Here is a 23,535-nt window from a genome sequence, read left to right on the forward strand (position 1 = left end):
GCGGTCCGGACCCCGGCTGCTCCCCCTCCGAGAGCCGGCCGGCGCGGTCAACGGAGCTGCTCGTCCGCCCAACGGACGAGCAGCTCCAGCAGCGGCCGGCGGCCGGCGAACATCTCGGCCTCGCCGCGCCGGTCGTACGTCTGCGCGGTGCCGCCGCCGGCCCGGCCGAGCATCAGCGGGGCCAGCCAGAAGTACTTCGCCGCCCCGGCGAGCCGCACCGCGCGGGCGACCTCGGTCCGGTCGAGGGCACCGCGCAGGCCGTCGGCGTACCGGTCGACGACGGTGGTCGCCACCTCGTCGAGCAGGGCGACGTCGACCAGCCCGTCGAGGAAGGTGTCCAGCACCAGGTTGGCGGCGTCCTCGCCGACCGGCCCGGGGCCGACGAACGACCAGTCCAGCAGCACCGGGCCGGCGTCGCCGAACACCAGGTTCATCGGCCAGCAGTCGTGGTGGCACAGGGTGCGCGGCAGCCCGTCGGCGGCGGCCAGCAGCGCGTGCCGGCGTTCCCAGAGCCCGCGCAGGGCGGCGCGCAGCGGCGCGGGCCAGACGGCCACGGCGACCGGGTGGTCCCACGGCACCGGCTCGACGACCGGCCGGGTCAGGGTGTAGTCGCGCAGCCAGTCCCGGGCCAGCCAGTCGTGACCGGGCGACCGGCCGAGCCAGGCGGCGTGCCCGGCACCGAGCCGGGCCGCGACGTCGCCGAGGTCGGCGACCGTGCCGGCGGCGCCGGGCCGCCCCGCGACGTCGGCCAGCCAGAGCGCCACGCTGCCGTCCGGGCGCTCGTCGACCCCGAGCGACTCGGGCGCGGCCAGCCCGGCATCGGCGTACGCCCGGCAGGCCAGGCCGCTGCGGTACGCCTCGACCTCGCGCCGCCAGTAGTTCCAGTGCCCGGGGTCGGTGCTGCCGGCCCAGTGCGCCGGACCCTCGCGGCCGGGCGGGGTGATCAGCTTCAGCACGGCCGGGCGGCCGTGGCGGCGGGTCCGCCAGATGCCGCCGGTCACCGCGTTGAGCGGGTTGTGGGTCAGTTCCTCGGCCGGCTCGTCGGCAGGCACCAGGCCGATGGGGGGACGCGACACCCGTTCGACCCTACGGCCTGCCGACCCGCCCCACGAAACACCTGCGCTAACGCGAACGAGCCGCCTCGCCCATAAAGGACGGCAAGGTGGAGGCGTCGTAGCCAGTCATCATTACCGGGCTTCCGGGTCCACGCCTCTAGCTTGATGCGGGCGGTGAACCTCGATCCACGCTTCTACATCTTCAACCAGCCAGACCGCTCCTCCGGCCAACCGGTCGAACGGGGACGGGAAGTCCGGCCGAGAGACGATCTGCACGATCCGGGCACGGGAGACGCCAAGACGGTCCTGTAGCTCTGCGCTCCCGTACAGCCTGCGGACCATGGATCGAAGCTATGCGACACAACACTGTCATATTCGACACCTGTCATACTTGACACTGACGTGTGTGACACTGGATCGTATGCGCTGAGACCTCCGGGCAGCGACTCGCGAGGGCGGCTCCGGGCCAGCCATGGCCAAGTGAGGGGGAGGCGACCGAACTTGATCTCATCTATCGCTCTGGCAGGGGTGGCGGTGCTCGGCTTCGCGGCTGGGCTGTTCCTGTTCACGATCAAGTCGCGGTGGTGTCGGCGGTGCGGGTCCGTGTTGCGCTGCCCATGCTGTCGTGCAGGGCCGACCGTGACAGCGTCGGAGCGGCGGTGGCGGCGTGGACAGTGATCTCCTGCCGATAGGTCGGCGGGTCGCGCACTGGCGCGGGCGGCGGAGGATGTCGCAGCAGGTGTTCGCCGACCGGCTCGGTAAGTCGAAGAGCTGGGTCGACAAGATCGAACGCGGCGTCCGCTCCCTCGACAAGGTCTCCACCCTCCAGGACATCGCCGCCGTCCTGCGGATCGACACGGCGGTGCTGCTCGGCCGGGAGGTCCGACCGGCCGAGGTGACCGAGCGGGCCGAGGGTGTGGACCGAATCCGGTCGGCGCTTTCGGCGTACGAGATCGTTCTTGGTCTGCCGGCGGCCCGCCTTGTCGTGGCGCCGGCAGACCGGCTGGCCCGCAATGTCGAGCATGCGTGGACCACCTTCCAGCATGCCCGGTACCCGCAGTTGATCGCGCTGGTGCCGGACCTGCTGGCCGGCGCGCAGCGCACCTTCGCCGACGATCCGGGGTCGGGCCGCGCGCCGCTGGTCGAGGTGTACCGGGTGACCGCGTCGCTGCTGGTGAAGCTCGGCGAGGCCGAGCTGGGTTGGCTGGCTGCCGACCGGGCCATGGCCGTGGCGACCGGTGACCCGCTGCTGGTGGCCGCCGCAGCCGTGCAACTCGGCCAGGTGCTACGCGCATCGGGCTGGACCCGGGCGGCCATGTCGACGGTGCTGGCAGCCGCGTACCGGATCGCCCCACGCGACCCCGAGGGCGGCACGCCGGAGGAACTGTCGTTGTGTGGGACGCTGCTCGTCCAGGCGGCCCTGGCGGCAGCCCGACACGGCGACGACCTGGCCGCCGCCGAGCTGATCGACGAGGCCGCCAACCTGGCCGCCCGGGTGGGCGAGGGCCACGACCACCACCGGACCGCATTCGGGCCGACGGCGGTCGGCCTGGCCCGGACCGCCGCAGCCGTCGAACTGGGCGACGGACACGACGCCGTTGCCTGGCACGAGAGGGCCACCGCACGGGACGGCTGGCGCTGGCTGCCCCCCGAACACCGCGCCGCGCACCTGCTCGACGCCGCCCGCGCCTACCTCCACGTTGACGACCCGGCCAACGCCAGCCGGGCGCTGATCGACGCCGACCACACCGCACCAGCCGAGGTACGCCACCGACCGGCGGCACGAACCGTGCTCGCCCAGGTCGCCCGCGACCCCCACGCTCCCGCCACGATCATCCAACTCGCCACCACCCTCGGGGTGACGTGAGGCTACGGATCACACGCCGAGGTACAATTTTCTGTACTTAACCTGGAGGTGATCATGCGGACCGTGAATTTCACCCAACTGCGGCAGAACCTGGCCGCCGAACTCGACAGCGTCATCGACGACGCGGAGGAGGTGGTGGTGACCCGGTCGGGCCATGAGCCGGTGGTCATCGTGCCGCTTTCGGAGTACGAGGCGATGAAGGAAACCGAGTACCTGCTCCGCAGCCCGAGCAATGCCGCAGCCCTGCGTCGATCGATCGCGGAGCTTGAGGAGGGCGACTCCACCGAGCGGGAACTGATCGATCCGGCCGACGTTCGGGACGTCGCGTGAGACTGGTCTTCACAGCGACGGCATGGAGCCAGTACCTCAGCCACACAGACCGCAAACTGGTGAAGCGCATCAACGACCTCATCGCGGACGTGATGCGCAACGGATACGAGGGCATCGGCAAACCGGAGCCCCTTCGGGGGGAGCTGTCCGGATTCTGGTCCCGGCGGATCGATCGCGAGCACCGGCTGGTGTATCGGATCACCAAGGACGACATCGAAATCATCGCCTGCCGGTACCACTACGGCGACAGGTAGCGGCCCAGAACCGGAGCGTCGGTCGCCCTGGTCACCGTGCCGGCTGACCGACCCGATCCGGCCGGCGCAGACTCAGGCGCCGACGCGCTGGGGTGGGACGGTCAGGCCGTACAGGGCCATCAGCTCGGGGGTGTCGACGCGGCTGCCGTCGGCCACCGAGTCGCAGGCGATGTCCACGATCTGGTCCTTGTGCGCCAGCAGGTAGGGCCGGGCGCCGACGTCAGCGCTGGCCAGGGTGGCGATGCCGGCCCAGTGCCGGCGGCCGAAGAGCATCGGGTACCCGCGCAGCCCGTTGTAGGTGGCGCAGGCCAGCACGTCGGGGTACGGCAGCGCGGCCACCCGCCGCACCGCCGCCGGGGTGAGCCCCGGCATGTCGACGGGCACCACCACCACCGCCTCGACCATCTCGTCGGTCAGCGCGGCCAGGCCCGCCCGGATCGATGAGCCGACCCCGGTCCCCCACGCGCGGTTGACCACCACCGTGGCCCGGGTCAGGTCGGCGGTCTGCCGGACCTGGTCGGCCGCCGCGCCCAGCACCACCACGAGCTGCTCGCAGCCCGCCTCGGTCATCGTTCCGATCATCCGGTCCACCAGGGGTTGCCCGCCCTGGTGGAGCAATGCCTCCGGGCCGCCGAGGCGGCGTCCCCCGCCCGCCGCGATGATCATTCCTGCGATTCGCACACCGGGTGCAACGAGCGCCCGACAGATCAGTGTCGGGGCGAAACGGGTATTTGCCACGCATCGCCCCGACGTCGACTCAGCGGCGGTACGCGTCGGCCAGCGCGGCGAAGGCCGCCTTGGGCTCCCACGGCAGGTCGGGGTACGTGTCGCCGAGCCGATCCTCGAACACCTTCACCAGGCCGTACGAGGCCCGGTCCACGTCGCGCAGCGGGTCCTCGCGGTGCGGCAGGTTGTACGACGCGAAGGTGCACCAGAACGCGGTGTCCACCCCCTCGGCGGCGAAGATGTCGAGCAGCTTCCGCAGGTAGCCAACCTGCTCGTCCTCGTCGCGGGCGTAGTCGCCGGTCAGCCGGGCGCCGTTGGCGCCGTCCCACTCGACGATGAACATGCCGCGCGCCCCGAGGTCGGCGGCCCCCCGGTGGGTCGTGCACCCGAACTCGGTGATCGCCACCGGCTTGCCCTGGGCGACGAGGGTCCGGATGCCGTCGGCGTACGCGTCGGCGACCTCGGCCGAGTGGTAGGCGTCGGACGAGACGTAGTCGAAGGGCGTCCAGTCGATGCGCTCGCTCGGCAGCGAGGCGTAGGTGACCTTCCCGCCGAACCGCGCGCGGACGACCCGGACGGCCTCGCCGAGGAAGGCGTTCAGCCGGGCGGGCACCTCGGGCAGCGCCTCGCGGAGGAGGTCCGGCCGGGTCAGCACGTCCAGCCGCTCGGCGAGCGTGTCGCCGGGCAGGAACCCCTTCGTGAACAGCGTCAGCTCGGCCCCGGTGACGAGGACGACCTCCGCGCCCCGCCGGCGCAGCCCCTCGGCACGCTCGGCGCAGTCGGCCAGGACGTCGAGCAACTCGTCGGCGGTCAGGTCGCAGGTGAACGGGGAGAACCACACCTCCAGCCCGACGTCGGCGGCGTGCCGGGCAGCGATCTCCAGCCGCTCGGGGATGCCGCCGGTGACCCGGACCGCCGTGCAGTGCAGGTCCTCCCGGATGACCCGCATCTCGCGCCGCACGACGTCCGGATCGAACGGCTCGCGGGTGCTCTCGCCGGCGTCGACGAAGCCGGTGTCGTACGTGATTCCCTTGCCGCGCACAGTCGCCCACCTTCATTAGGGTACGCGGCGTACCTTAAAGCGGCGGCGGGGCGCGGCGCAAGACGGGAGCTGGGGTACGATCCGTACCCGTCATGGCAGGCGACGGGGCGGAACGGACCGGGGCGACGCGGCGGCGCGGGGCGGCCCTGGAACAGGCGATCCTGCGCGCCGCCGCCGACGAGCTGATGGAGTCCGGCTACGCCGGCCTCACCATGGACCGGGTCGCCCGGCGGGCCGGCACCAACAAGAACGCGATCTACCGGCGCTGGCCGAACCGGGCCGCGCTCGGCGTCGCCGCGTACCGGCAGCTCGCCGTGGCCAACCTGGACCCGCCGGACACCGGCGAGCTGCGCGGCGACGCGCTGGAGCTGCTGCGCCGGGCCAACTGCCACTGGACGTCCCCGCTGGGCGAGGTGCTGCGCGGCCTGCTGTCCGGCGTCGGCGAGGAGCCGGATCTGCTGGCCCAGTTGCAGGAGCAGGCCGGTGCCGCCGGGACGGCCGGCTGGCTGGCGGTCCTCGACCGCGCCGTCGCCCGGGGGCAGGCGCCACCCGAGGCCCGGCACCCCCGGGTGGCCACGGTGGCCCTCGCGCTGCTGCGCAACGAGATCGTCACCCGCGGAATCGCCAGCGCCCCGGACGAGGTGCTCGTCGAGATCGTCGACGAGGTGTACCTGCCGCTGCTGCGCGGGCGCGCCCGCCCGGGCGTCGGCTGACCGGCGCACGGACCCGACCAGCGCCGGCCCCGGGGCGGTGGCGGCTCAGGCGTCGGCGTAGCAGTCGACGACGGACAGATCCAGCGGGAACCGGACCGGGGTGTCGCCGAACAGCAACGCGGCTGCCCGCTCGCCGCTGGCGCGCACCACCTCGGCCACCGCGTCGGCCTGCGCCGCCGGGCAGTGCACGATCACCTCGTCGTGCTGGAAGAAGACCAGCTCGGCATCGGTGCCGGCGAGCGCCGCCCGCAGGATGGCCAGCAGGGTGGAGGCCCACTCGGCGGCGGTGGCCTGGATGACGAAGTTGCGGGTGAACCGGCCCCGGGAGCGGGCCGCCCGAGCCCGGGGCCCCTGCGGGTCGGCCGCCGCGCCAGGGTCGACCCCGGCGTCGTCGCCGTCGGTGAAGCCGGCCGTGCCGGGCGGGCACGTCCGGCCCAGCCAGGACCGGACCAGCCCGCCCGCCTCGCCGGTGCGGGCCGCCGCCTCGACGTACGCGAAGGCGGTCGGGTAGTTGCGCCTCAGCACCGCGAGGGCGGGGACGGCCATCCCGCCGGTCTGCCCGTACATCGCGCCGAGCAGGGCCACCTTGGCCCGGGCGCGGTCGCCGCCGAAGGAGTCCCGAGCTAGGGCGGCGTAGAGGTCGCCGGCCCCGCCGGCGGCGGCGAGCCGGGCATCGCCGGAGACCGCCGCGAGCACCCTCGGTTCGAGTTGACCGGCGTCGGCGACGACGAGCCGCCAGCCCGGGTCGGCCGCCACCGCCCGCCGGATCACCTTCGGGATCTGCAACGCGCCGCCGCCCCGGGTGGCCCACCGGCCGGAGACCACCCCGCCGGGGACGTACTCCGGGTGGAACCGGCCGCCGCGCACCCAGGCGTCCCGCCAGGCCCAGCCGTGCGCCGTCCAGATCCGGTAGAGCTCCTTGTGCTCCAGCACCAGCGGCACCGCGGGGTGGTCGACCCCGCGCAGCACCCAGGCCCGGGTGTTGGGCAGCTCCACCCCGGCCCGGGCGAACGCCTTGAGCAGCTCGGCCGGGGAGTCGACGTGCACCTGGCGCAGCCCGAACGCCGCCGCGATCCCGGCGGCCAACTCGGCCAGCCGACGGGGCGGGCCGCCGACCAGGGACGGCTCGCCGAGCAGCTCGGTGAGGAGCTCGTCGTGCACCTCGGCGCGCCAGGGCAGCCCGGTCGCGCCCATCTCGCCCGCGATCAGGGCACCGGCCGACTCGGCGGCCACCAGCAGCCGGAACCGGCCGGGGTGCTCGGTGGCCGCGACCCGGGCGAGCTGGTCGGCGTACACCCGGGTCAGGGCCTCGACGCCCGGGCCCGGCGGGCCGGGCAGCGCGTCGAAGAGCGCGCCCTGCCCGTGGCCCGGCGGTTCGGCTGCGCGGGGCGGCGGGTCCGGCGGCACCGGCGCGCCGGTCAGCCGGGCCCAGGCGGCGGCGAGCGAGCGGGGCTCACCCCAGCGGCCGGCGTGCCCGAGCAGCAGCGACTCGGTCAGCTCGACGTCGTGGCAACGGTCGAGCCGGACCCCGGCGCGCAGCAGCGCCGGGTAGACGGCCGCGCCGCAGGCCCAGACCCAGCGCGGATGCTCCGCGGCCTCCCGGGCGGCCACGGCGGCGGCGAGGTCGGCCACCGGCTCGGCCGGGGCCGCGGGCCGGCCGACGGGGTCGAGGGGTTGCAACACTCCCCCGCCCCGGTCGTCCGACACCACCGCCACCAGCACGGACGTGATTCTGCCTCGCCCCTGTGACACTCCCTCGCCGGGCACGGGCACGACGTACGGGAGTGACCATCCCCTGGAGGGGTTGGTCACTCCCGTAGTACGTGCGCCCGGCGGGGCGCGGGTGGGCCTACTTCACCGCGCCGGAGGTCAGACCGGACTGGATCTGCCGCTGGAACACGGCGTACACGATGATCATCGGCAGGATGGCGATGGTGAGGGCGGCAAAGAGGCCGGACCAGTCGGCCTCGTAGCCCGCATTGACCGAGATATCCGCGATGCCCTGGGTGAGCACCCACTTGTCCTTGGCGTTGGACAGCAGCACCAACGGCAGCTGGTACTGCGCCCACTGGCCGATGATGTTGAAGATCGCGACGCTGATCAGGCCCGGCTTGGCCATCGGCACCATCACCTGGAAGAACAGCCGGGTGTGCGAGCAGCCGTCGATCATCCCGGCCTCGGCCACCGAGCTCGGCAGCGTGCGGAAGAACGCCGCAAGGAAGAACACGGTGAACGGCAGCGAGTACGCGGTGTAGACCAGGATCACGCCGGTGTGGGTGTCCAGCAGGCCCAGGTTCTTCACCACGAAGAACAGCGGCACCAGGGCCAGGAAGACCGGGAACGCCAGCCCCGAGACGAACAGGTAGTATACCGCCCGGTTGCCCCAGAACTTGTAGCGAGCCAGCACGTACGCGGCCATCGACCCGAGCAGCATGGTGGCGAAGGTGCTGCACCCGACCACGATGACGCTGTTGACGAAGTACCGGCCGACGTGCGCCTTGGTCCACGCCCGGCTGAAGTTCTCCCAGCGCAGCTCGGCCGGCAGCGTCCACGGGCTGCTGAAGATCTCGCTGGTGTTCTTGAACGCCGCGAGGAACGTCCACAGGATCGGCACGATGACGATCACTGCCCAGACTGCGAGCGCGATGTGACCGAGGCCGGCGAGCAGTCGCACCTCCGAGCGTTGGCTCTTCGGGTCGGGCCCGGTGGTGGACTTCCCTGTACGGGGTGGCAGCGCCGCCGGCGCCGACGGCAACGTGGTCTTCATGTCAGTACTCCACGCTTTCCCGCTTGGTCAGCCGCAGCGTCAGCGCCGCGAACGTGAGGGTGAGGAAGAACAGCGCCACGCCCATCGCCGAGGCGTAGCCGTACTTCGAGTAGACGAACGCGTTGCGGTAGATCTCGTTCGCCAGCACCGTGGTCGCCCCGTCGGGGCCCCCGCTGTCCACCGAGAGCACCGCGACGATGGCGAACGCGTCGAACGCGGCGATGCCGAGGTAGACCCAGGCCACCTGGAGGGTGTCCCAGAGCAGCGGCAGGGTGACCCGGAAGAAGAGGGTGACCCGGGTCGCCCCGTCCATCTCGGCCGCCTCGTAGATCTCGCCCGGGATGGAGGCCATCCCGGCCGAGAAGAGCACCACGTAGAAGCCGACGGCCTGCCAGACCAGCACCGCGATGATCGACCAGAGCGCCAGGTTCGGCTTGACCAGGAACAGCACCGGGTCGAGACCGAACTCCATCAGCACGCCGTTGATCAGGCCCGACTCGTTGGGCCGGTAGACCATCTGGAACAGCACCGCGATGATCGCCACCGCCAGGACCTGGGGGAAGAAGAACACCACCCGGTAGAACCTCGCCCCCCAGACCCCCTGACGCTGACCGCCGACGCTCCGGCCGCCCACGTTGAGCTGGAAGGAGAAGAACAGCGCGATGGCGATCGTGATCAGCGGCAGGGCAAGCAGCAGTACGCCGTGGTGCTGGACCGCCTTCCAGAAGTTGCCGTCGTCCAGCAGCCTGCGGTAGTTGTCGAAGCCCACCCACTGGGGGGCGGACAGGCCCCGCCAGTTGGTCATCGAAATCTGGAACGCCTGGGCGTACGGTGCGATGACGAAGACCACGTACAGCGTGACCGGGGCGAAGAGGAACCCGATCACAAATGGATACTTGCCGTGCCGCATGACCCCGCTCCGATCAGCGCTTGAACTTGGTGATGGAGCTGTCCTTCTTGATGGCGTCGGCGCGCTTCTGCACCCGCTCCACGAAGGCGTCGGCCTTGATCCGACCGAACATCAGCTCGTTGGTGGCGGTGCGGACCTCGGTGTCCAGCTCCTTGTACCAGCCGTCGAAGTAGATGTTGAACACGTCCTGGCCGGCCGCCTTGAGCGCGGCCTGGGAGCTGGCCACGCCGGGCGGGAAGGCGTATCCCTCGGAGCCGGCGGTGACGACGGTCGGGGCCTTGACCACCTCGGTGAAGCCCTTCGCGCCGGCCGTGGACAGCATCTGGCGCATGTACTCCAGGCCGCCGCGCGGGTTCTTGCTCTTGGCCGAGACGAAGTAGCCCTCACCGGCCGTGGCCCGCAGGGCGGTGGCCGGCAGCTTGTCGGACGCCGCCAGGCTCGGCACCGGCATGAGCTGGTACTCGAAGCCGGCCGGGGTGTCCTTCTTCTGCTCGCCCTCCAGCCAGTCGCCGCTGGGGTAGAAGCCCAACTTGTACTGGTTCTGCCGGAGCTGGACGTCGGTGTGCTTGAGCCCCTCGAAGCTCTTGTCCACGTACTTGGCACCGATCTCGGCCCACGCCGTGGCGGCCTGCTTGACGGCGTCCTGCTGCCAGGCGCCGTCCTCCAGGTTGTCGATGTTCTTCACCACGTCCGCGCCGCCGATCTTCGCGGCCTGGGTGAGGATCACGTTCCACTGGTAGTACGCGGCGTTCGCGCCGGCGTAGCCGTAGGGGGTGATGCCCTTGGCCTTGATCTTGTCGAGCAGGGCGATGAACTCGCTCCAGTCCTTCGCGGGCGCCCAGCCGTTGTCCTTGAACAGCTTGCCGGAGTACCAGATGCCGAAGACGGTGGAGACGTAGTAGAGAACGTACGGCTTGCCGTTGAACGAGCCGACATCGACGGTGCCGGGGACCACGGTGTCGCGGACCTTCTTGCTCGGGTCGTCGACCGACGGGGCGTCCCACAGCTCGGTGAGGTCCTGAAGCTGCCCGTCGGCGACCAGGGCGCCGAAGTCCATCAGCTTCTCGCCCGAGTTGTTGACGAACTCCGGCGGGTTGCCGGAGGCGAACCGGGGCTGGAGCACCGTGGAAACCGCCTGGGTCGCCTGGTGCTTGACCTCCGCCTTGGGGAACGCCTTCTTGTAGAGCGGCTCGTGCACGTCGGTGGCGTACTTCTCGCCGTAACCGCCGTTGAAGATGACCACCTCCAGCGGGGCGTCGTCCTTGACACCGAGCGGGTTGGTGGCGCTCTTGGTGCCGGTCTCGGCCTTGGTGTTGCCCTCCTCGTCGGAGCCGCTGGTCGCGCAGGCGCTGAGCAGGCCGGCGGCCGGGATGGCGAGCAGGCCAGCGGCGGCGGCGCGGCGCAGCAGGGTCCGGCGGTTCAAATCGGCCGGGTGCTCGGGGGTAACCGACATCGTTGTCTCTCCTTGGTGGTGTCGAATCAGGCGGTTCGCCGGAGACGCCCGGCGTACCGCGACTCAAGGGCGAGGTTGTGCTCGTCCCCACCGGGGACGTTGGCGGAGAGGTAAACAGGGGGTACCTCTCCGGCCTGGTGGAACCGTCGTACGACCTCGGCGGTCAGCAGCTGCGCCAGCAGCGCGGCGGTGACCGAGGAGACCGCACAGACCGCGCCGCCGCCCTCGAGCGGCAGCAGTGCGTCACCGTACGGCGCGCCGTTGTCCAGCACGACGTCGGCGAGGTCGGCGAGCCGGTGCCCCGACGGGTGCCGAGGGGCGACCCGCGCGGTGTGCTCGACGGAGGTGACCGCGATCAGCGGATGGCCGTTGCCCCTGACCAGCGTCGCCAGCTCGACCACCGAGCCGTTGATGCCGGACTGGGACGCGATCAGGAAGACGTCCCGCAGGCGCGGGGCGGCCAGGGCGTAGAGCTGGTGGGCGACGGCCGGGTCGCGTTCCAGCTTCGGATCGGTGAGCACGTCGCGGGGAGCGTCGCCGTGCAGCACCAGGTCGTGCAGGGTGATCCGGTTGGTCGGGACCAGCCCGCCGGCCCGGGCCACCAGCTCGGCGGCGAACACCTCGGAGTGGCCGGCGCCGAACGCCTGGAGCACCCCGCCGGCGCGCAGGCTGGCGGCGATCAGGTCGGCGGCCCGGCCGACCGCCTCGGCCTGCGAGTCGACGACCCGGTCGAGGACGGGACGGACGGCGGCAGCGTACCCCTGTGCGCTGATCATGCGGCGGCCCCCTTTTCCGCCTTGTGCCCGTCGACGGCCTGGGCGGTGCGCCGGAAGGCCGCGTGGGCGCGGGCGTGGGTGCGCTGCGCCACCGCGATGTAGAGCAGATCGAGCACGACGAGCTGCGGGTGCCGGGCGGACAGCGCGTCCGGCCGGAAGGTGGTGGCCTGGCTCGCGGTGAGCAGCACGATGTCCGCCAGTTCGGCCAGCGGCGAACGGGGGAAGCCGGTGAGGGCGACGGTGGTCGCGCCCCGGCTGCCCGCCTCGGCGAGCATCTCGATGGTCTCCCGGGTCTGCCCGGTGTGCGAGATGCCCAGCGCCACGTCGCCGGGGCCCAGCAGCGCGGCGCTGGCCAGCCCCTCGTGCACGTCGCTCCAGGCCCAGGCGGCCACCCCGATGCGGTGCAGGCTGAACTGCATCTCCGCGCCGACCAGGGCGCTGCCGGAGGCGCCGAAGATGTTGACCCGGCTGGCGCCGGCGATGGCCACCGCCGCCCGCTCGACCTCGGTCAGGTCGAGCAGCGCCGCGGTGTCGTGCATGGCCCGGGTGTCGGCCGCCATGATCTGGCCGAGCACCCGCGCCAGGGGGTCGCCGGGCTGGATCTCCCGGCCGATGTCGACGGTCCAGCCGGCGGAGCGGGCCCGGCCGGTCTCGGCGGCGATGCCGAGCCGCAGGTCCGCGTATCCTTCGAAGCCCATCGCCCGGCAGAACCGGGTGATGGTGGCCGGGGAGGTGCCGCTGCGCTCGGCCAGCTCGACGATGGTCGCGCGGGCCGCCGCCTCCGGGTCGCTGAGCACGTGCTCGGCGACCCTGCGCAGGGCGCCGGTCAGCTCGCCCACGCCGGCCCGGACCCGGGCGAGCACGCCGTCGGTGGGGAGCGAGCCCCGCCGGTCGGCCGTGTCGGCGTCGACCACGGCGGTGCCCTCGGGGGTCTCCGCCTCGTGATCCACCATGCGACGCCTTTCGGAAAAGGTTCTTAACTGTTAGTGGTAAAATTTCTTACTAACGACCCCCCGGTGTCAAGACCGTGGGCGAAGTTTTCAAACCGTTACCTGGACCACGGCCCACGACCGGGCCCGGGTCTTGCCTCCGGCGGCGGGGCCGACCAGCATGAATCCGCCCGCACCACCGCTAGTCCAGGGAGGCCCAACGATGTCCGACACCGTCGTGGTCGGTCTCGACGTCGGGGGTACGTCCACCCGGGCGGTCGCCCTCACCCTGGCCGGGGAGCGCCTCGGCACCGGCCGGGGTAGCGGGGGCAACCCGACCAGCCACGGCGCCGAGCGGGCCGCCGGGGAGCTGTTGACCGCCCTGCGCGGGGCCCTGTCGGGGGTGGACCCGGCCCGGGTCCGAGCCGGTACCATCGGGCTCGCCGGCGCCGGCCGGCTGCTCGCCGACCCGGCCGGGAAGGCCGCCTTCGACCGGGCCTGGCGGGACGCCGGGCTACGCTGCCCCTGCACGGTGCACGGCGACGCCCTGGTGGCGTACGCCTCGGGCACCGCCAGCCCGGACGGCACGGTGCTCATCGCCGGCACCGGCGCGATCGCCGCGCAGGTCAGCGACCTCCGGCTGGATCGCGTGGCCGACGGGCACGGCTGGCTACTCGGCGACGCGGGCTCGGGGTTCTGGCTGGGCCGCGAGGCGGTCCGCCGGCTCCTGGCCGACCTGGACTCCGCGCAGACGCCGGGCACGCTGGCCGCCCAGGTGCTCACCGAACTGGTCGGCTCCGACCGGGTGGCGGCCCGCCCCCGGGACACCGTCGACACGGTGGTCCAGGTCGTCACCCGCCGCCCGCCGGTGGAGCTGGCCCGGCTGGCGCCGCTGGTGGTGGTCGCCGCCGCCGCGGGCGACCCGGTCGCCACCGGGCTGCTCGACGAGGCCGCCGGGCACCTGGCGGAAAGCGCCGGGCGGATCCGTCCGCCCGGCGCTGTCGACCCGGTGGTCCTCGGCGGCGGCCTGCTCACCGGCGACACCCCGCTGGCCGCAGCGGTCCGGGTGGAGCTGGGCCGGCGATGGCCGGACGCGCCGCTGCGCGCAGCCGGCGACGGTGCCGCGGCGGCGGCCTGGCTCGCCGCCCGGGACCTGCCCGAGGTCACCGACCCGGCGGCCCTTCATCCGCTGCTGGTGCCGCCGACGACCTGACGGCGCCGGTCGAGCACGACCCACGCCCGCCGACGCCCCGGCTGCTCCCCCGTACCCCCCGAGCAGCCGGAGCGCCTCACCCCACCGGCGGACGCGGGGCGTCGATCACGCCCGGGTACTGATGATCGACGTCCAGCACTGCCGATCCGAATCGGGACTGTCGCAGACCCGGAGCTTGATCAGGCTGCCCTCGTGCATGTCCTTGTTGCAGTACCCCCAACCGGTGGAGGTGAAGGTGCAGGTGCCCTGCCGGTAAAGCGTGCTGTCGCTCGGGTAGTAGTTCCACCAGACCGCGGTGGGCGTGCTGCCGAGCGTGCTGTTGTTGGAAATCCAGAGCACGTCACCGTACGGCTGCCAGCACGCGACGGAATGGCTGAAAGGATCGTCGACGGTGCAGTTCTTGGGATGTCCGTTGTCGACGTCCCCGCCGGTGGCGACATTCTTCTCCCAGGCGACCGCCGCCAGGGCCGGGCTCGCCCACGACGTGGCGACACCCAGGCCGACCGTGAGCGCCACCAGCGCGGCTCCCGCCTTCCTCATCAGATTCACAATTCGTCTCCATCCGTATGAGGGGGTACCGGCCTAGCCGGCACCCCCTGAACGTCCCTACGCGGCCGACGCACCCCATTCGACCGGGTTCTGCTTGAGAGTGGTGCCGTACTGCGAGCAGTAGGCGTACGACGTCGCCCCGGCGGCCGCTCTGGTGCCGAAGGCCACCGCCCCGTTGCTGCACCTCGCCCACCCCTTGAACGGGCCGTAGTCGCACGAGATCCCCGCCGTGTACTTGTCGTTCCAGACCAACGCGCAGGCCGCGGCTGCCCCGGCGGCGGGCGCCGCCGCAGAGCCGGATCCCACGCCGGCGACCGCCTGGGCGGGCGCGGCGACCCCACCGATCGCGAGCACCGCGCCCAACGCGAGGGGGGTGAACATCATTCTCTTCCGCATTGTTTCCTCCGAATCGATCGGTTATTGCCGGACCTTCGCCATGCGATTCGTCAGCTCGTCCAGCGATGAGATGGCACGCCATGGCCGAGGGAGCTCCTGGGGCGCGATCAGCCCGGGCACCAGGCGCTCGCCGCCGGATCGACTCCTGTCCTCGAAAACGAGGCCCTGCGGGTGGGGAACCAACGTCCGTACCCGGGGAGCGAGTTCCGCATTCAACACCCGGTTGGAAATAGTCGGCGCATCGGTGAGGAAGAGGGCGACCCTGGTCCCCTGCGGAACCTCACGCTCGAACACATCCATTGAATTCAACGGCGTCTTTCCGTCCAGCGTGTTGATCGGCCCCCGGTCGAACTCGACGAACAGTCGGCCGTCCGACAGGACACTGCGGTCGGCAGCGCCCTTGAATGTCCGATCCACCCGCACCACCATGTAGACCCGGGGATAGGGGGTGTCGGCCGGCTCCGTCAGGTACGTCACGCCCTCCCGGAAACCCTCGACGGTCCCGACCGCGGTGACTTTGATGTAGTCCGCCGCCGCCAACGCCTCCGGCGTCTGCTGGGGGGTGTAGGAGTACTCCTTGAACCGCAGCGCCCGGGGATCCACTGCGGATGCGCTGACCACGGCCTCGTCCGACGTGCGGGCCGCGCCGTCACCGCAGCCCGGCACCAGAGTGATCACACACGCGGCGGCCAGGACGACGCCCAGCACGCGTGAGTTTCGCTGTCGCATGGGTGGCCCCTCAGTCGTAGTAGGCGTTGAAGTCGGACGTGTTGTGGGCGCTGTAGATGGCGTCGGTCGACCGGACGGTGCCGATGTCGCCGCCCGCCATGCAGTCGCGCTGGCTGGCCGGTGGAGGATCCTGGTGGCCCTTGAAACCGAGCGTGTGTCCCGCCTCGTGACAGGCGACCGACGAGTACCCGTGCTCGTCGTCGGGGGCGTCCCGGGCGATGGCCGAACCGACCAGGTACACGTGGTTCTGGTCGCACTCGCCCTGGTTGGACGAACCGTCGTTGGGCCACGCGTACTTGCAGAACGCCTCGCCGTACACCCCGTCGCGCCACGCGTCGAACCAGGCGATGTCGGTGCGGGGCGTCCCGTCCCCCACCGCCACGTCGCAGGTCGAGTGGTAGGTGACCGCCGGGATGGCCGACAGGCGGGTGTCCATGTAGTTCATCGCCCCGGTCATGTTGTCCCGGATGTAGGACGTGACGCTGGACGTGAAGCAGTAGGAGACGTTCCCGCCGTCCTGGGCGTTCTTGTTGAAGTGGCTGAGGTCGGCCGACGCCGGTGCGGGGGCCAGGGCCACGACGGCCGCGGTGGCCGCCACGCAGACGAGAACCCTCCCTGGCACCGATCGTGATCTGGACAGCATGTTCATCCTCTCTGAGCGGCCGAACCGGTCGGCTCGCCACGGGCCTGTGAACAGGTGGACCACGGTGGGGCACCCACGAGGACTGCCACTCGGCAGCCGGGGCGGCTACGGCTGCCGGGCCAACCGCATGGTCAGCAGGTCGCCCGCCTCGTCGAAGACGAGGGTCAGGTGTTCTCCGCTCTGCGCCGCCGCTCCGCGCGGCCTCGGCAGGTGCTCACCGGTGAAGTCGCCGTCGAGTTCGACAACGGTGACGGCGCGATCCGTTCCGACGTCCGTCCCCAGCCGGGCCGCGGCCTCCGCGCCGCTGCTCCGCATCGACCGGACGCTCGTCGCCCCGGCGTCACCGGCCCAGGCGGCGAGCCGCTGCGCCTTGTCCGCAACGGAGCCCGACGGGCGCCCCTGCCCCGGAGCTGCCGCCGGGGATCCGGTGGCCAGCGTGCCGTCCGTGTTGCAGCGGGCCCGCATGTCGGTGGGGCTGGCCACCCAGAGCGTGTAGCAGGGCGTTCCGCTGGGATCGGGCTGGCCGACCGGGTAACTCGGGCTGGCCCAACCGGTCTTCCACACCTTGTCGGCCGCCGTCCGGTACTTCAACTTTCCGGCGGTCATGCTCAGGACGGTCGACGGATTGGTGACCTCCACGCCGACGTCGAGATTGCTCGTCGACGCCGGGGTGCCGGACCAGCGCGTCACGTAGGCACCGTTGCGGTACAGGTCCCAGGTGCCGTTGGAGGGCTCCTCGGCGCGCAGGACGGACTTGGTGTTCAGGGCCGCGCTTCCGTGGCAGCGCATCTCCCAGGCGTATCCCGGACGGCCGGCGGCGCTGAACCAGTGTGGGGCACCGTTGCCGCACGGGTACCCGGCAAACCGGATGACCCCGAATTCCACCCAGGCCGAAGCCGTCGGATGATCGAAGTTGACCCACATCTCGGAGGTGGCGAACTGGCTGCCGGTGTCCGGCACGTACATGGAGTAGGTGCCGATCTCGGCCTCGGCGCCGGACACGTCGGCGTGGGGCCAGGTAATCACGCCGTAGCAGTGGCTCTCCCAGGTGCACGCCGGCGGCGGCGGCACCAGCGCCGCCTGTGCCTGCGGGGCCTGGGGTAGCAGCGCCATGGTGAGACCGGCCAGTACGCCGGCGGACAACAAACGACGACGGCTTTTCGACATGTTTCTCCTTTCGCCAGTTCGGGCTGAACAGGTGACCGCCGCCGACGCCGAACGCCGGCCGTCGGGTGGGTGTGGCGATCCGCCGATGGTGGCACCCGGGAAAGGCCGCGCCTGGGTTTCTGGACGTCCATGGACGACCGTGGACGGTGCCTGGCACGATGCGCGGGTGAGCGACAACTCCCAAGATCGGTCCGGAGTGGACAGCCCTGGGACGGAGCAGGAGTTGTTGGCGGAGCTGAACTCGCTACGGGTCCGCGCGGCCCGTCAGCGCGGCAAAGCCAGGCTGTCGCTCCAGGACCTGACGGCGGCCACCGGGGTGCCCAAGAGCAGCCTGGCGAACTATCTGACCGGGCGCACCGCGATGCCCCTCGACGTCCTCGACCGGCTGCTGCTCGCGCTCGGGGTGGATCCGATCGACGCGGGGGCCTGGGCGACGCGCTGGGAACGACTCACCGGGGAGCGGCTCAGCGGCCTGACAGCCGACAGCGACCTGAGCCGCGCCGGGACCACCGAGGTACGGGACCACGAGCCGGCGCACGGCCCGGAGGCGACGGCACCCCGCACCCCGGACCGGCCCGGTCCGGCGCTGCCGGTGCCCGCCCAACTCCCACCCGCCTCAACCGCGTTCACCGGTCGGCAGAACGCCCTGGCGGGCCTCGACGAGTTGCTCGCCGAGGCCGACGTGAAGCCGGGCGCCCCGGTGATCGCGATCGTCACCGGGGCCGCCGGGGTGGGCAAGACGACCCTGGCGACCCACTGGGCCCAGCGAATCCGCGACCACTTTCCGGACGGTCAGCTCCACGTCAACCTGCGGGGCTTCGATCCGTCGAAGGATCCGGTCCCGCCCGCCGAGGCGGTACGCGGCTTCCTGGACGCCTTGGACGTCCCCCGGCATCGGGTCCCGACCGGCACCGACGCGCAGATCAACCTGTTCCGAAGCCTGCTGACCGGCCGGCGGATGCTCCTGCTCCTCGACAACGCCCGGGACGCCGACCAGGTCCGCCCGTTGCTGCCGGGCTACTCCGGCTGCATGGCGCTGGTCACCAGCCGCAGCCAGCTACCCGGCCTGATCGCGGTGGAGGGCGCCCGGCCGATCGCCCTGGAACTGCTCGCCACCGAGGAGTCGACAGCGCTGCTGGTCGGCCGGCTCGGCGCCGGCCGGGTGGCGGCGGAACCGACGGCGGTCGACGAGATCGTGCGGCACTGCGCCGGCCTGCCACTGGCCCTGGCGATCGTCGCCGCCCGCGCCGCCACCCGCCCGCGCTTCCCGCTGGCCACCATCGCCGCCGAGCTGCGCGACGCTCCCCGGCACCTCGACCCGCTCGCCGGCACCGAGCCCAGCATCGACGTCCGGGCCGTCCTGTCCTGGTCGTACGCGCAGGTCGGCACGCCGGCCGCCCGGCTGTTCCGGCTGCTCGGGCTTGCCCCCGGGCCGGACATCGGGGTCACCGCGGTGGCCAGCCTCGCCGGCGCAGCAGTGCCCGAGGTCCGGCCGCTGCTCGCCGAGCTGGTCGACGCGCACCTGGTCACCGAGCACGAGCCCGGCCGTTTCACCTGCCACGACCTGCTGCGCGCGTACGCCGGGGAGCTGGCCGACGCGGACCCGGAGCCCGACCGACGGGCGGCGACCCGCCGGGTGCTCGACCACTACCTGCACAGCGCGCACGCCGCCGAGCGGCCGCTGCAGCCGCCCCGGGGTCCGCTCACGCTCGCCGACCCGACGCCGGGGGCGGCCCCGGAACGATTCGACGACCGAGCCGCCGCGCTGGTCTGGTTCGCCGCGGAGCACCGGGTGCTCGTCGCCGCCGTCGAGCAGGCGGCCGACACCGGCCACGACGGGCACGCCTGGCAGCTCGCCGCCGCCTGCGTCAGCTTCTTCGACCTGCGTGGGCACTGGCACGACTGGACCGGCACCCAGGAGATCGCCCTGGGCGCAGCCCGCCGGCTCGGCGACCCGGCCGCCGCGGCCCACGCGCACCGCTTTCTCGGCGGCGCCGCCACCCGGCTCGGCCGGTTCGTGGACGCCCGCGCCCACCAGTCGCGCGCGCTGGAGCTGTTCGGCGAGCTGGGCGACCAGCTCAACGAGGCGTTCACGCACCGCAGCCTGGGCTGGATCGCCGAGCGGTCGGGCCAGCACGCCATCGCGCTGCGGCACGACCTGCGGGCCCTGGAGCTGTTCCGGCGCACCGGCCACCGCGGCGGTGAGGCGAGTACCCTCAACTCGGTCGGCTGGTGCCACGCCCAGCTCGGCGACCACCGGCAGGCGATCGCGGACTGCGAACGGGCGCTGGTCCTGCTCGACGAGCAGGGCGACCTGGACGGCGTCGCCATGACGCTGGACAGCCTCGGCTACGTCCACCGGCTGCTCGGCGAGCACGCCCGGGCCGCCGAGCTGTACCGCCGGGCCCAGAAGCTGTTCGTGGCGCTCGGTGACCGGCACGGCGAGGCCGAGGCCGGGGCGAACCTCGGCGACACCCTGCGCGAGGCCGGCGACCCCGAGCGGGCCGCCGCCGCGTGGCGGCACGCGCTTGCCATCCTCGACGACGTCGACGACCCGAAGGCCGACGGGGTCCGGGCCAGCCTCGACGAGCTGGTCTGCGCCGAGATGGACCCGGACGGCCCCGAACCGGCTGACAGCGACGGCAGCCCGGGTGAGCCGGCCGGCGGGGGGTCGGCCGGGACCACGTCAGCCGGGCCGACCCGCCGCACGGCCGGTGGGGGCGCCACGCCAGAACCGCTACCTACTTGAGCTGGCCGGCGGTGAGCCCGGACTGCACCTGACGCTGGAAGAGCAGGTACACCACCAGCACCGGGATCACCGCGATGGTGAGGCCGGCGAAGAGCTGGGCGTAGTCGCCGGCGTACCCCTGGCTGATCGACAGGGCGGCCAGGCCCTGGGCGAGCATCCACTTCGACTCGTCGCCTTGGAGCAGCACCTGTGGCAGCAGGAACTGGTTCCAGTGGCTGAGGAAGTTGAAGATGGCGACGCTGATCAGTCCCGGCCGGGCCATCGGCAGCATCACCCGGAAGAACAGCCGGAAGTGGCCGCACCCGTCGACCAGCGCCGCCTCCGCCACCGAGGTGGGCAGGGTGCGGAAGAAGGCGGTGAGGAAGAAGACCGTGAACGGCAGCGAGTACGCCGCGTAGACCAGCACCAGCCCGGTCCAGGTGCCGAACAGCCCGGCGCTGCGGACCACGAAGAACAGCGGCACCAGGGCCAGGAAGACCGGGAACATCAGCCCGCCGACGAACAGGTAGTAGGCGAGCTGGCGGCCCCGGAACTCGTACCGGGCGAAGACGTACGCGGCGGTGGCCCCCATCAGCATGGTGAGGGCGACCGAGCCGGTGACCACCACGGCGCTGTTGAGGAAGTACCGGCCGATGTGCGCCCCGGTCCAGGCCCGGGCCCAGTTGTCGAACCGCAGCGCGTCGGGCAGGCCCCACGGGTCGGCGATGATCTCGGCGTTGGTCTTGAACGAGCTGATGAACATCCACAGCAGCGGCAGCACGGTCAACGCGCTCCAGAACAGCAGGAAGCCGTGCGAGAGGAAGTTCACGACCCCCCGCTCGCGGCGCACCGGCCGGAGCTCCCGGGCGTTCCGGTCACCGTCGACGACCACGCCGACGGGCCTGTCCAGAGCGGTCATGACAGCTCGATCCGTTCCCGCCGGCTGACCCGCAGCGACAACACGGCCACCGACAGGGTCAGGAAGAACATCACCACGCCGATCGCCGACGCGTAGCCGAACTTGTTCTCGCTGCCGAACGCCGTGTCGTACATCCGCACCCCGATCACGTCCGAGGAGAAGTTGGGGCCGCCGTTGGTCATGAGCTGCACCAGGATGAACCCGTCCAGGGCCGCGACGGCCAGGTAAATCCAGGCGACCTGCACGGTGTCCCAGAGCAGCGGGATGGTGATCCGGCGCAGGGTGGCCCACCGGGACGCCCCGTCGAGCAGCACCGCCTCGTAGATCTCCCTCGGGATCGCCGACATGGCGGCCCCGAAGAGCACCACGTAGAACCCGACGTTGGACCACACCATCACCGCCAGCACGCACCAGAAGGCGACGTCCGGGTCGCCCAGCCAGACCGGCCCGGTCACCCCCACCGTCCCCAGGATGCCGTTGAGCAGCCCGCTCGTGGGGTGGTAGGCCTCCTTCCACAGCGCCGCGATGATCACCACGGAGAGCACCTGCGGGAAGAAGTAGACGGTGCGGTAGAACGCGCCGCCGCGTACCCCGGTGACCCCGGCCCGGCCCCGGCGCCCGCCCATGCTGAGCATGGTGGCGAAGAACAGCCCGAACGCGATGGTGAACACGGGCACCAGGGCGAGCAGGATCGCGTTGTTCTTCAGCGCGTTCCACACGTAGTCGTCGTGCCACAGGGCCTTGAAGTTGGCCAGGCCCACCGGGTTGGCCTCGGCCGAGTAGCCGAGCCAGTCGGTGGTGGAGATCTGGAACGCCTGCAGGTACGGCGACACGACGAAGACGACGTAGAGCAGCAGGGGCGGCACCAGGAAGGTGACGATCAGCGGGAGCCTGCCGTGCTTCACGCCGACCGCTTGTACTTCTTGATCGAGGTGTCCTGGGCGATCGAGTCGGCGTGCTTCTGGCACTGGTCGAGGAACTCCGCCGGGCCGATCCGCCCGCTGAAGAACTCGCCGCAGGCGGCGTCGACCAGGTTGCGCTCCAGCTTGCGGTAGTAGTTGTTGTAGACCCAGTTGAAGCCGCTGTCGCCGGACGCCTCCAGGGCCTTGACCACGGTGGTCAGCCCGTACGGCAGCTCGACGCCCTCGGTGGCGCCGGCGATCACGGGCAGGCTGGCGACCTTCTTCGTGAAGTCCTGGGCGCCCTGCTTCGACAGCATGGTGCGGAAGTACTCCAGGCCGCCGGCGACGTTCTTCGCCTTGGCCGGCACCATGAACGGCTCGCCGGCGGTGCCCCGGACCGCCTCGAACGGCAGCTTGTCGCCGCTGCCCAGGCTCGGCGTCGGTGCGACGGTCATGTTGAACCCGGCCGGGGTGACCGCCTTCTGCTCGTTCTCCAGCCAGGAGCCGCAGGAGATGAACGCGGCCTTGCCCTGGCACCACGCGGTCTGCGACTGGACGTGGTCCAGGCCGGGCGTGCCGTCGAGGATGAACTTGTCCTTGACGATCTGGTGCCAGGCGTCGGCCGCGGCCTTCATCCCGTCGGACTTCCAGGCGTTGGGCTCCAGGTTGTCGATCGCGGTGGCGACCGAGGCGCCGCCGAACTTGATCGCGGTGGAGATCACCGGCCAGCTCATGTAGCGGGGGTGCTTGCCGGCGTACGTCCAGGGGGCGATGCCCGCCGCCTTGATCTTCTTGCACAGGGCGATGTGCTCGTCCCAGGTCTTCGCGTACTCCCAGCCCCGGTCGGCGAAGAGCTTGCTGGAGTGCCAGATGCCGTAGACGGTGTAGGTGTAGTTCATCACCAGGAACTTGCCGTCGTACGACCCGACCTCGACCACGCCCGGCAGCAGGGTGTCCTTGACGGTCTTGCCGGGGATGTCGAGGCTCGGGGCGGCGAGCAGCTCGCCCAGGTCGGCGAGGGCGTTCTGGGAGACCAGGCCGTTGAAGTCGATCTGCCCGGCGCCGGAGTTGTTCACCACGTCCGGCGGGGTGCCGTCGACGAAGCGCGGCTGGAGGGTCTTGCTGATCTCCGCGGTGGCCGAGTGCTTGATCTTGGCCTTCGGGTACTTCGCGGTGTACATCGCCTCGTGGGCCTTGGCGTAGTCCTCGCCGAAGCCGCCGTTGAAGATGACGACCTCCAGCGGGGCGTCCTCGGCGACCCCGAGCGGGTTCTGCGCGGACTTGGTGCCCTTGTACACCTTGGCGTCGGCGGAGTCGTCGCCGCCGGAGCTGGCGCAGCCGGCGAGCAGGCCGGCGGCGGGGGTGGCCAGCAGGCCGGCGGCGGCGCTGCGCCGCAGGATGTCACGCCTGTCCATCGTTGCTCCTCGGATCGTCCCGGGCGGATCTGTTTTTTCTCTTCACGTCACT

At 71.8% G+C, this 23,535-nt stretch carries 23 protein-coding genes; 6 read left to right on the forward strand and 17 right to left on the reverse strand.

Features of this window, described 5'->3' with window-relative positions:
* Positions 1-47 precede the first annotated feature (47 nt).
* Positions 48-1,076, reverse strand: coding sequence for a phosphotransferase family protein (locus ACQPZO_RS20375; protein ID WP_433343157.1), 1,029 nt, complete (start codon positions 1,074-1,076; stop codon positions 48-50).
* Between the two features lie 706 nt (positions 1,077-1,782).
* Between ACQPZO_RS20375 and ACQPZO_RS20380 the strand changes: the two genes are divergently transcribed.
* From ACQPZO_RS20380 to ACQPZO_RS20390, 3 genes are read left to right on the forward strand one after another with little or no spacing between them, the layout of a single operon-like run.
* Positions 1,783-2,922, forward strand: coding sequence for a helix-turn-helix domain-containing protein (locus ACQPZO_RS20380; protein ID WP_433343159.1), 1,140 nt, complete (start codon positions 1,783-1,785; stop codon positions 2,920-2,922).
* 54 nt (positions 2,923-2,976) lie between these two features.
* On the forward strand, positions 2,977-3,252 hold the full coding sequence (locus tag ACQPZO_RS20385; RefSeq protein WP_433343161.1) for a type II toxin-antitoxin system Phd/YefM family antitoxin: 276 nt from the start codon (positions 2,977-2,979) through the stop codon (positions 3,250-3,252).
* Positions 3,249-3,506, forward strand: coding sequence for a Txe/YoeB family addiction module toxin (locus ACQPZO_RS20390; RefSeq protein ID WP_396783694.1), 258 nt, complete (start codon positions 3,249-3,251; stop codon positions 3,504-3,506). Before ACQPZO_RS20385 ends, ACQPZO_RS20390 begins: the two co-directional genes overlap by 4 nt.
* Before the next feature lie 72 nt (positions 3,507-3,578).
* On the opposite strand, the gene ACQPZO_RS20395 is transcribed toward ACQPZO_RS20390, so the two are convergent.
* Together ACQPZO_RS20395 and ACQPZO_RS20400 are read right to left on the reverse strand one after the other, a co-directional pair.
* Complete coding sequence (locus ACQPZO_RS20395) at positions 3,579-4,172, reverse strand: nucleotidyltransferase family protein (RefSeq protein WP_433343163.1); 594 nt, start codon at positions 4,170-4,172, stop codon at positions 3,579-3,581.
* A gap of 91 nt (positions 4,173-4,263) precedes the next feature.
* Positions 4,264-5,274 (reverse strand): hypothetical protein, encoded by a 1,011-nt coding sequence (locus tag ACQPZO_RS20400; RefSeq protein ID WP_433343165.1) that lies wholly within the window; start codon positions 5,272-5,274, stop codon positions 4,264-4,266.
* Between the two features lie 92 nt (positions 5,275-5,366).
* On the opposite strand from ACQPZO_RS20400, the gene ACQPZO_RS20405 reads away from it, so the two are divergent.
* Positions 5,367-5,987, forward strand: coding sequence for a TetR/AcrR family transcriptional regulator (locus ACQPZO_RS20405; RefSeq protein ID WP_433343167.1), 621 nt, complete (start codon positions 5,367-5,369; stop codon positions 5,985-5,987).
* Between the two features lie 45 nt (positions 5,988-6,032).
* Here ACQPZO_RS20405 and ACQPZO_RS20410 read toward each other — a convergent pair whose 3' ends face one another.
* The 6 genes from ACQPZO_RS20410 to ACQPZO_RS20435 form a co-directional block, all read right to left on the reverse strand.
* Positions 6,033-7,739: a bifunctional 3'-5' exonuclease/DNA polymerase gene (locus ACQPZO_RS20410; RefSeq protein WP_433343169.1), complete on the reverse strand. Its 1,707-nt coding sequence runs from the start codon at positions 7,737-7,739 to the stop codon at positions 6,033-6,035.
* Positions 7,740-7,836: 97 nt separating this feature from the next.
* On the reverse strand, positions 7,837-8,754 hold the full coding sequence (locus tag ACQPZO_RS20415; RefSeq protein ID WP_433343170.1) for a carbohydrate ABC transporter permease: 918 nt from the start codon (positions 8,752-8,754) through the stop codon (positions 7,837-7,839).
* A 1-nt stretch (position 8,755) separates the two neighbouring features.
* Positions 8,756-9,664, reverse strand: a complete 909-nt coding sequence (locus ACQPZO_RS20420) for a carbohydrate ABC transporter permease (RefSeq protein WP_396674560.1) — start codon at positions 9,662-9,664, stop codon at positions 8,756-8,758.
* Positions 9,665-9,677: 13 nt separating this feature from the next.
* Positions 9,678-11,117 carry an N-acetylglucosamine/diacetylchitobiose ABC transporter substrate-binding protein gene (gene ngcE, locus ACQPZO_RS20425; protein WP_433343172.1) on the reverse strand — a complete coding sequence of 480 codons (1,440 nt, stop codon included), beginning with the start codon at positions 11,115-11,117 and terminating at the stop codon, positions 9,678-9,680.
* Between the two features lie 26 nt (positions 11,118-11,143).
* Complete coding sequence (locus ACQPZO_RS20430) at positions 11,144-11,893, reverse strand: SIS domain-containing protein (RefSeq protein WP_433343173.1); 750 nt, start codon at positions 11,891-11,893, stop codon at positions 11,144-11,146.
* Entirely contained in the window at positions 11,890-12,846 is a 957-nt protein-coding gene (locus tag ACQPZO_RS20435; RefSeq protein WP_433343175.1) for a MurR/RpiR family transcriptional regulator, read from the reverse strand. Before ACQPZO_RS20435 ends, ACQPZO_RS20430 begins: the two co-directional genes overlap by 4 nt.
* A gap of 199 nt (positions 12,847-13,045) precedes the next feature.
* On the opposite strand from ACQPZO_RS20435, the gene ACQPZO_RS20440 reads away from it, so the two are divergent.
* Complete coding sequence (locus ACQPZO_RS20440) at positions 13,046-14,035, forward strand: N-acetylglucosamine kinase (protein ID WP_433343176.1); 990 nt, start codon at positions 13,046-13,048, stop codon at positions 14,033-14,035.
* A 105-nt stretch (positions 14,036-14,140) separates the two neighbouring features.
* Here the strand turns inward: ACQPZO_RS20440 and ACQPZO_RS20445 are convergent, their stop codons facing one another.
* The 5 genes from ACQPZO_RS20445 to ACQPZO_RS20465 form a co-directional block, all read right to left on the reverse strand.
* Positions 14,141-14,575, reverse strand: a complete 435-nt coding sequence (locus ACQPZO_RS20445) for a hypothetical protein (RefSeq protein WP_433343178.1) — start codon at positions 14,573-14,575, stop codon at positions 14,141-14,143.
* 66 nt (positions 14,576-14,641) lie between these two features.
* Positions 14,642-14,980: a hypothetical protein gene (locus tag ACQPZO_RS20450; protein ID WP_433343180.1), complete on the reverse strand. Its 339-nt coding sequence runs from the start codon at positions 14,978-14,980 to the stop codon at positions 14,642-14,644.
* A gap of 21 nt (positions 14,981-15,001) precedes the next feature.
* The gene (locus ACQPZO_RS20455) at positions 15,002-15,688 is read right to left on the reverse strand and encodes a hypothetical protein (RefSeq protein WP_433343181.1); all 687 of its coding nucleotides are present in this window, start codon (positions 15,686-15,688) and stop codon (positions 15,002-15,004) included.
* Between the two features lie 31 nt (positions 15,689-15,719).
* Positions 15,720-16,307 carry a hypothetical protein gene (locus ACQPZO_RS20460; protein ID WP_433343183.1) on the reverse strand — a complete coding sequence of 196 codons (588 nt, stop codon included), beginning with the start codon at positions 16,305-16,307 and terminating at the stop codon, positions 15,720-15,722.
* A 150-nt stretch (positions 16,308-16,457) separates the two neighbouring features.
* On the reverse strand, positions 16,458-17,519 hold the full coding sequence (locus ACQPZO_RS20465; RefSeq protein ID WP_433343185.1) for a hypothetical protein: 1,062 nt from the start codon (positions 17,517-17,519) through the stop codon (positions 16,458-16,460).
* 166 nt (positions 17,520-17,685) lie between these two features.
* Here ACQPZO_RS20465 and ACQPZO_RS20470 point away from each other — a divergent pair, with 166 nt between their 5' ends.
* Positions 17,686-20,268 carry a tetratricopeptide repeat protein gene (locus tag ACQPZO_RS20470; RefSeq protein WP_433343187.1) on the forward strand — a complete coding sequence of 861 codons (2,583 nt, stop codon included), beginning with the start codon at positions 17,686-17,688 and terminating at the stop codon, positions 20,266-20,268.
* Here the strand turns inward: ACQPZO_RS20470 and ACQPZO_RS20475 are convergent.
* From ACQPZO_RS20475 to ngcE (ACQPZO_RS20485), 3 genes are read right to left on the reverse strand one after another with little or no spacing between them, the layout of a single operon-like run.
* Complete coding sequence (locus tag ACQPZO_RS20475) at positions 20,261-21,166, reverse strand: carbohydrate ABC transporter permease (protein ID WP_433343188.1); 906 nt, start codon at positions 21,164-21,166, stop codon at positions 20,261-20,263. The two genes, ACQPZO_RS20470 and ACQPZO_RS20475, sit on opposite strands and share 8 nt — an antisense overlap.
* Positions 21,163-22,071, reverse strand: a complete 909-nt coding sequence (locus tag ACQPZO_RS20480; protein ID WP_433343190.1) for a carbohydrate ABC transporter permease — start codon at positions 22,069-22,071, stop codon at positions 21,163-21,165. The genes ACQPZO_RS20475 and ACQPZO_RS20480 overlap by 4 nt, the downstream gene beginning before the upstream one ends.
* A complete protein-coding gene (gene ngcE / locus ACQPZO_RS20485; RefSeq protein WP_433343191.1) occupies positions 22,068-23,483 on the reverse strand; it encodes an N-acetylglucosamine/diacetylchitobiose ABC transporter substrate-binding protein in 1,416 nt (471 codons plus the stop codon). Before ngcE (ACQPZO_RS20485) ends, ACQPZO_RS20480 begins: the two co-directional genes overlap by 4 nt.
* Between the last annotated feature and the right edge of the window lie 52 nt (positions 23,484-23,535).

The sequence above is a fragment of the Micromonospora sp. CA-111912 genome (assembly GCF_050948415.1).
In the GTDB taxonomy this organism is placed as follows: domain Bacteria; phylum Actinomycetota; class Actinomycetes; order Mycobacteriales; family Micromonosporaceae; genus Micromonospora.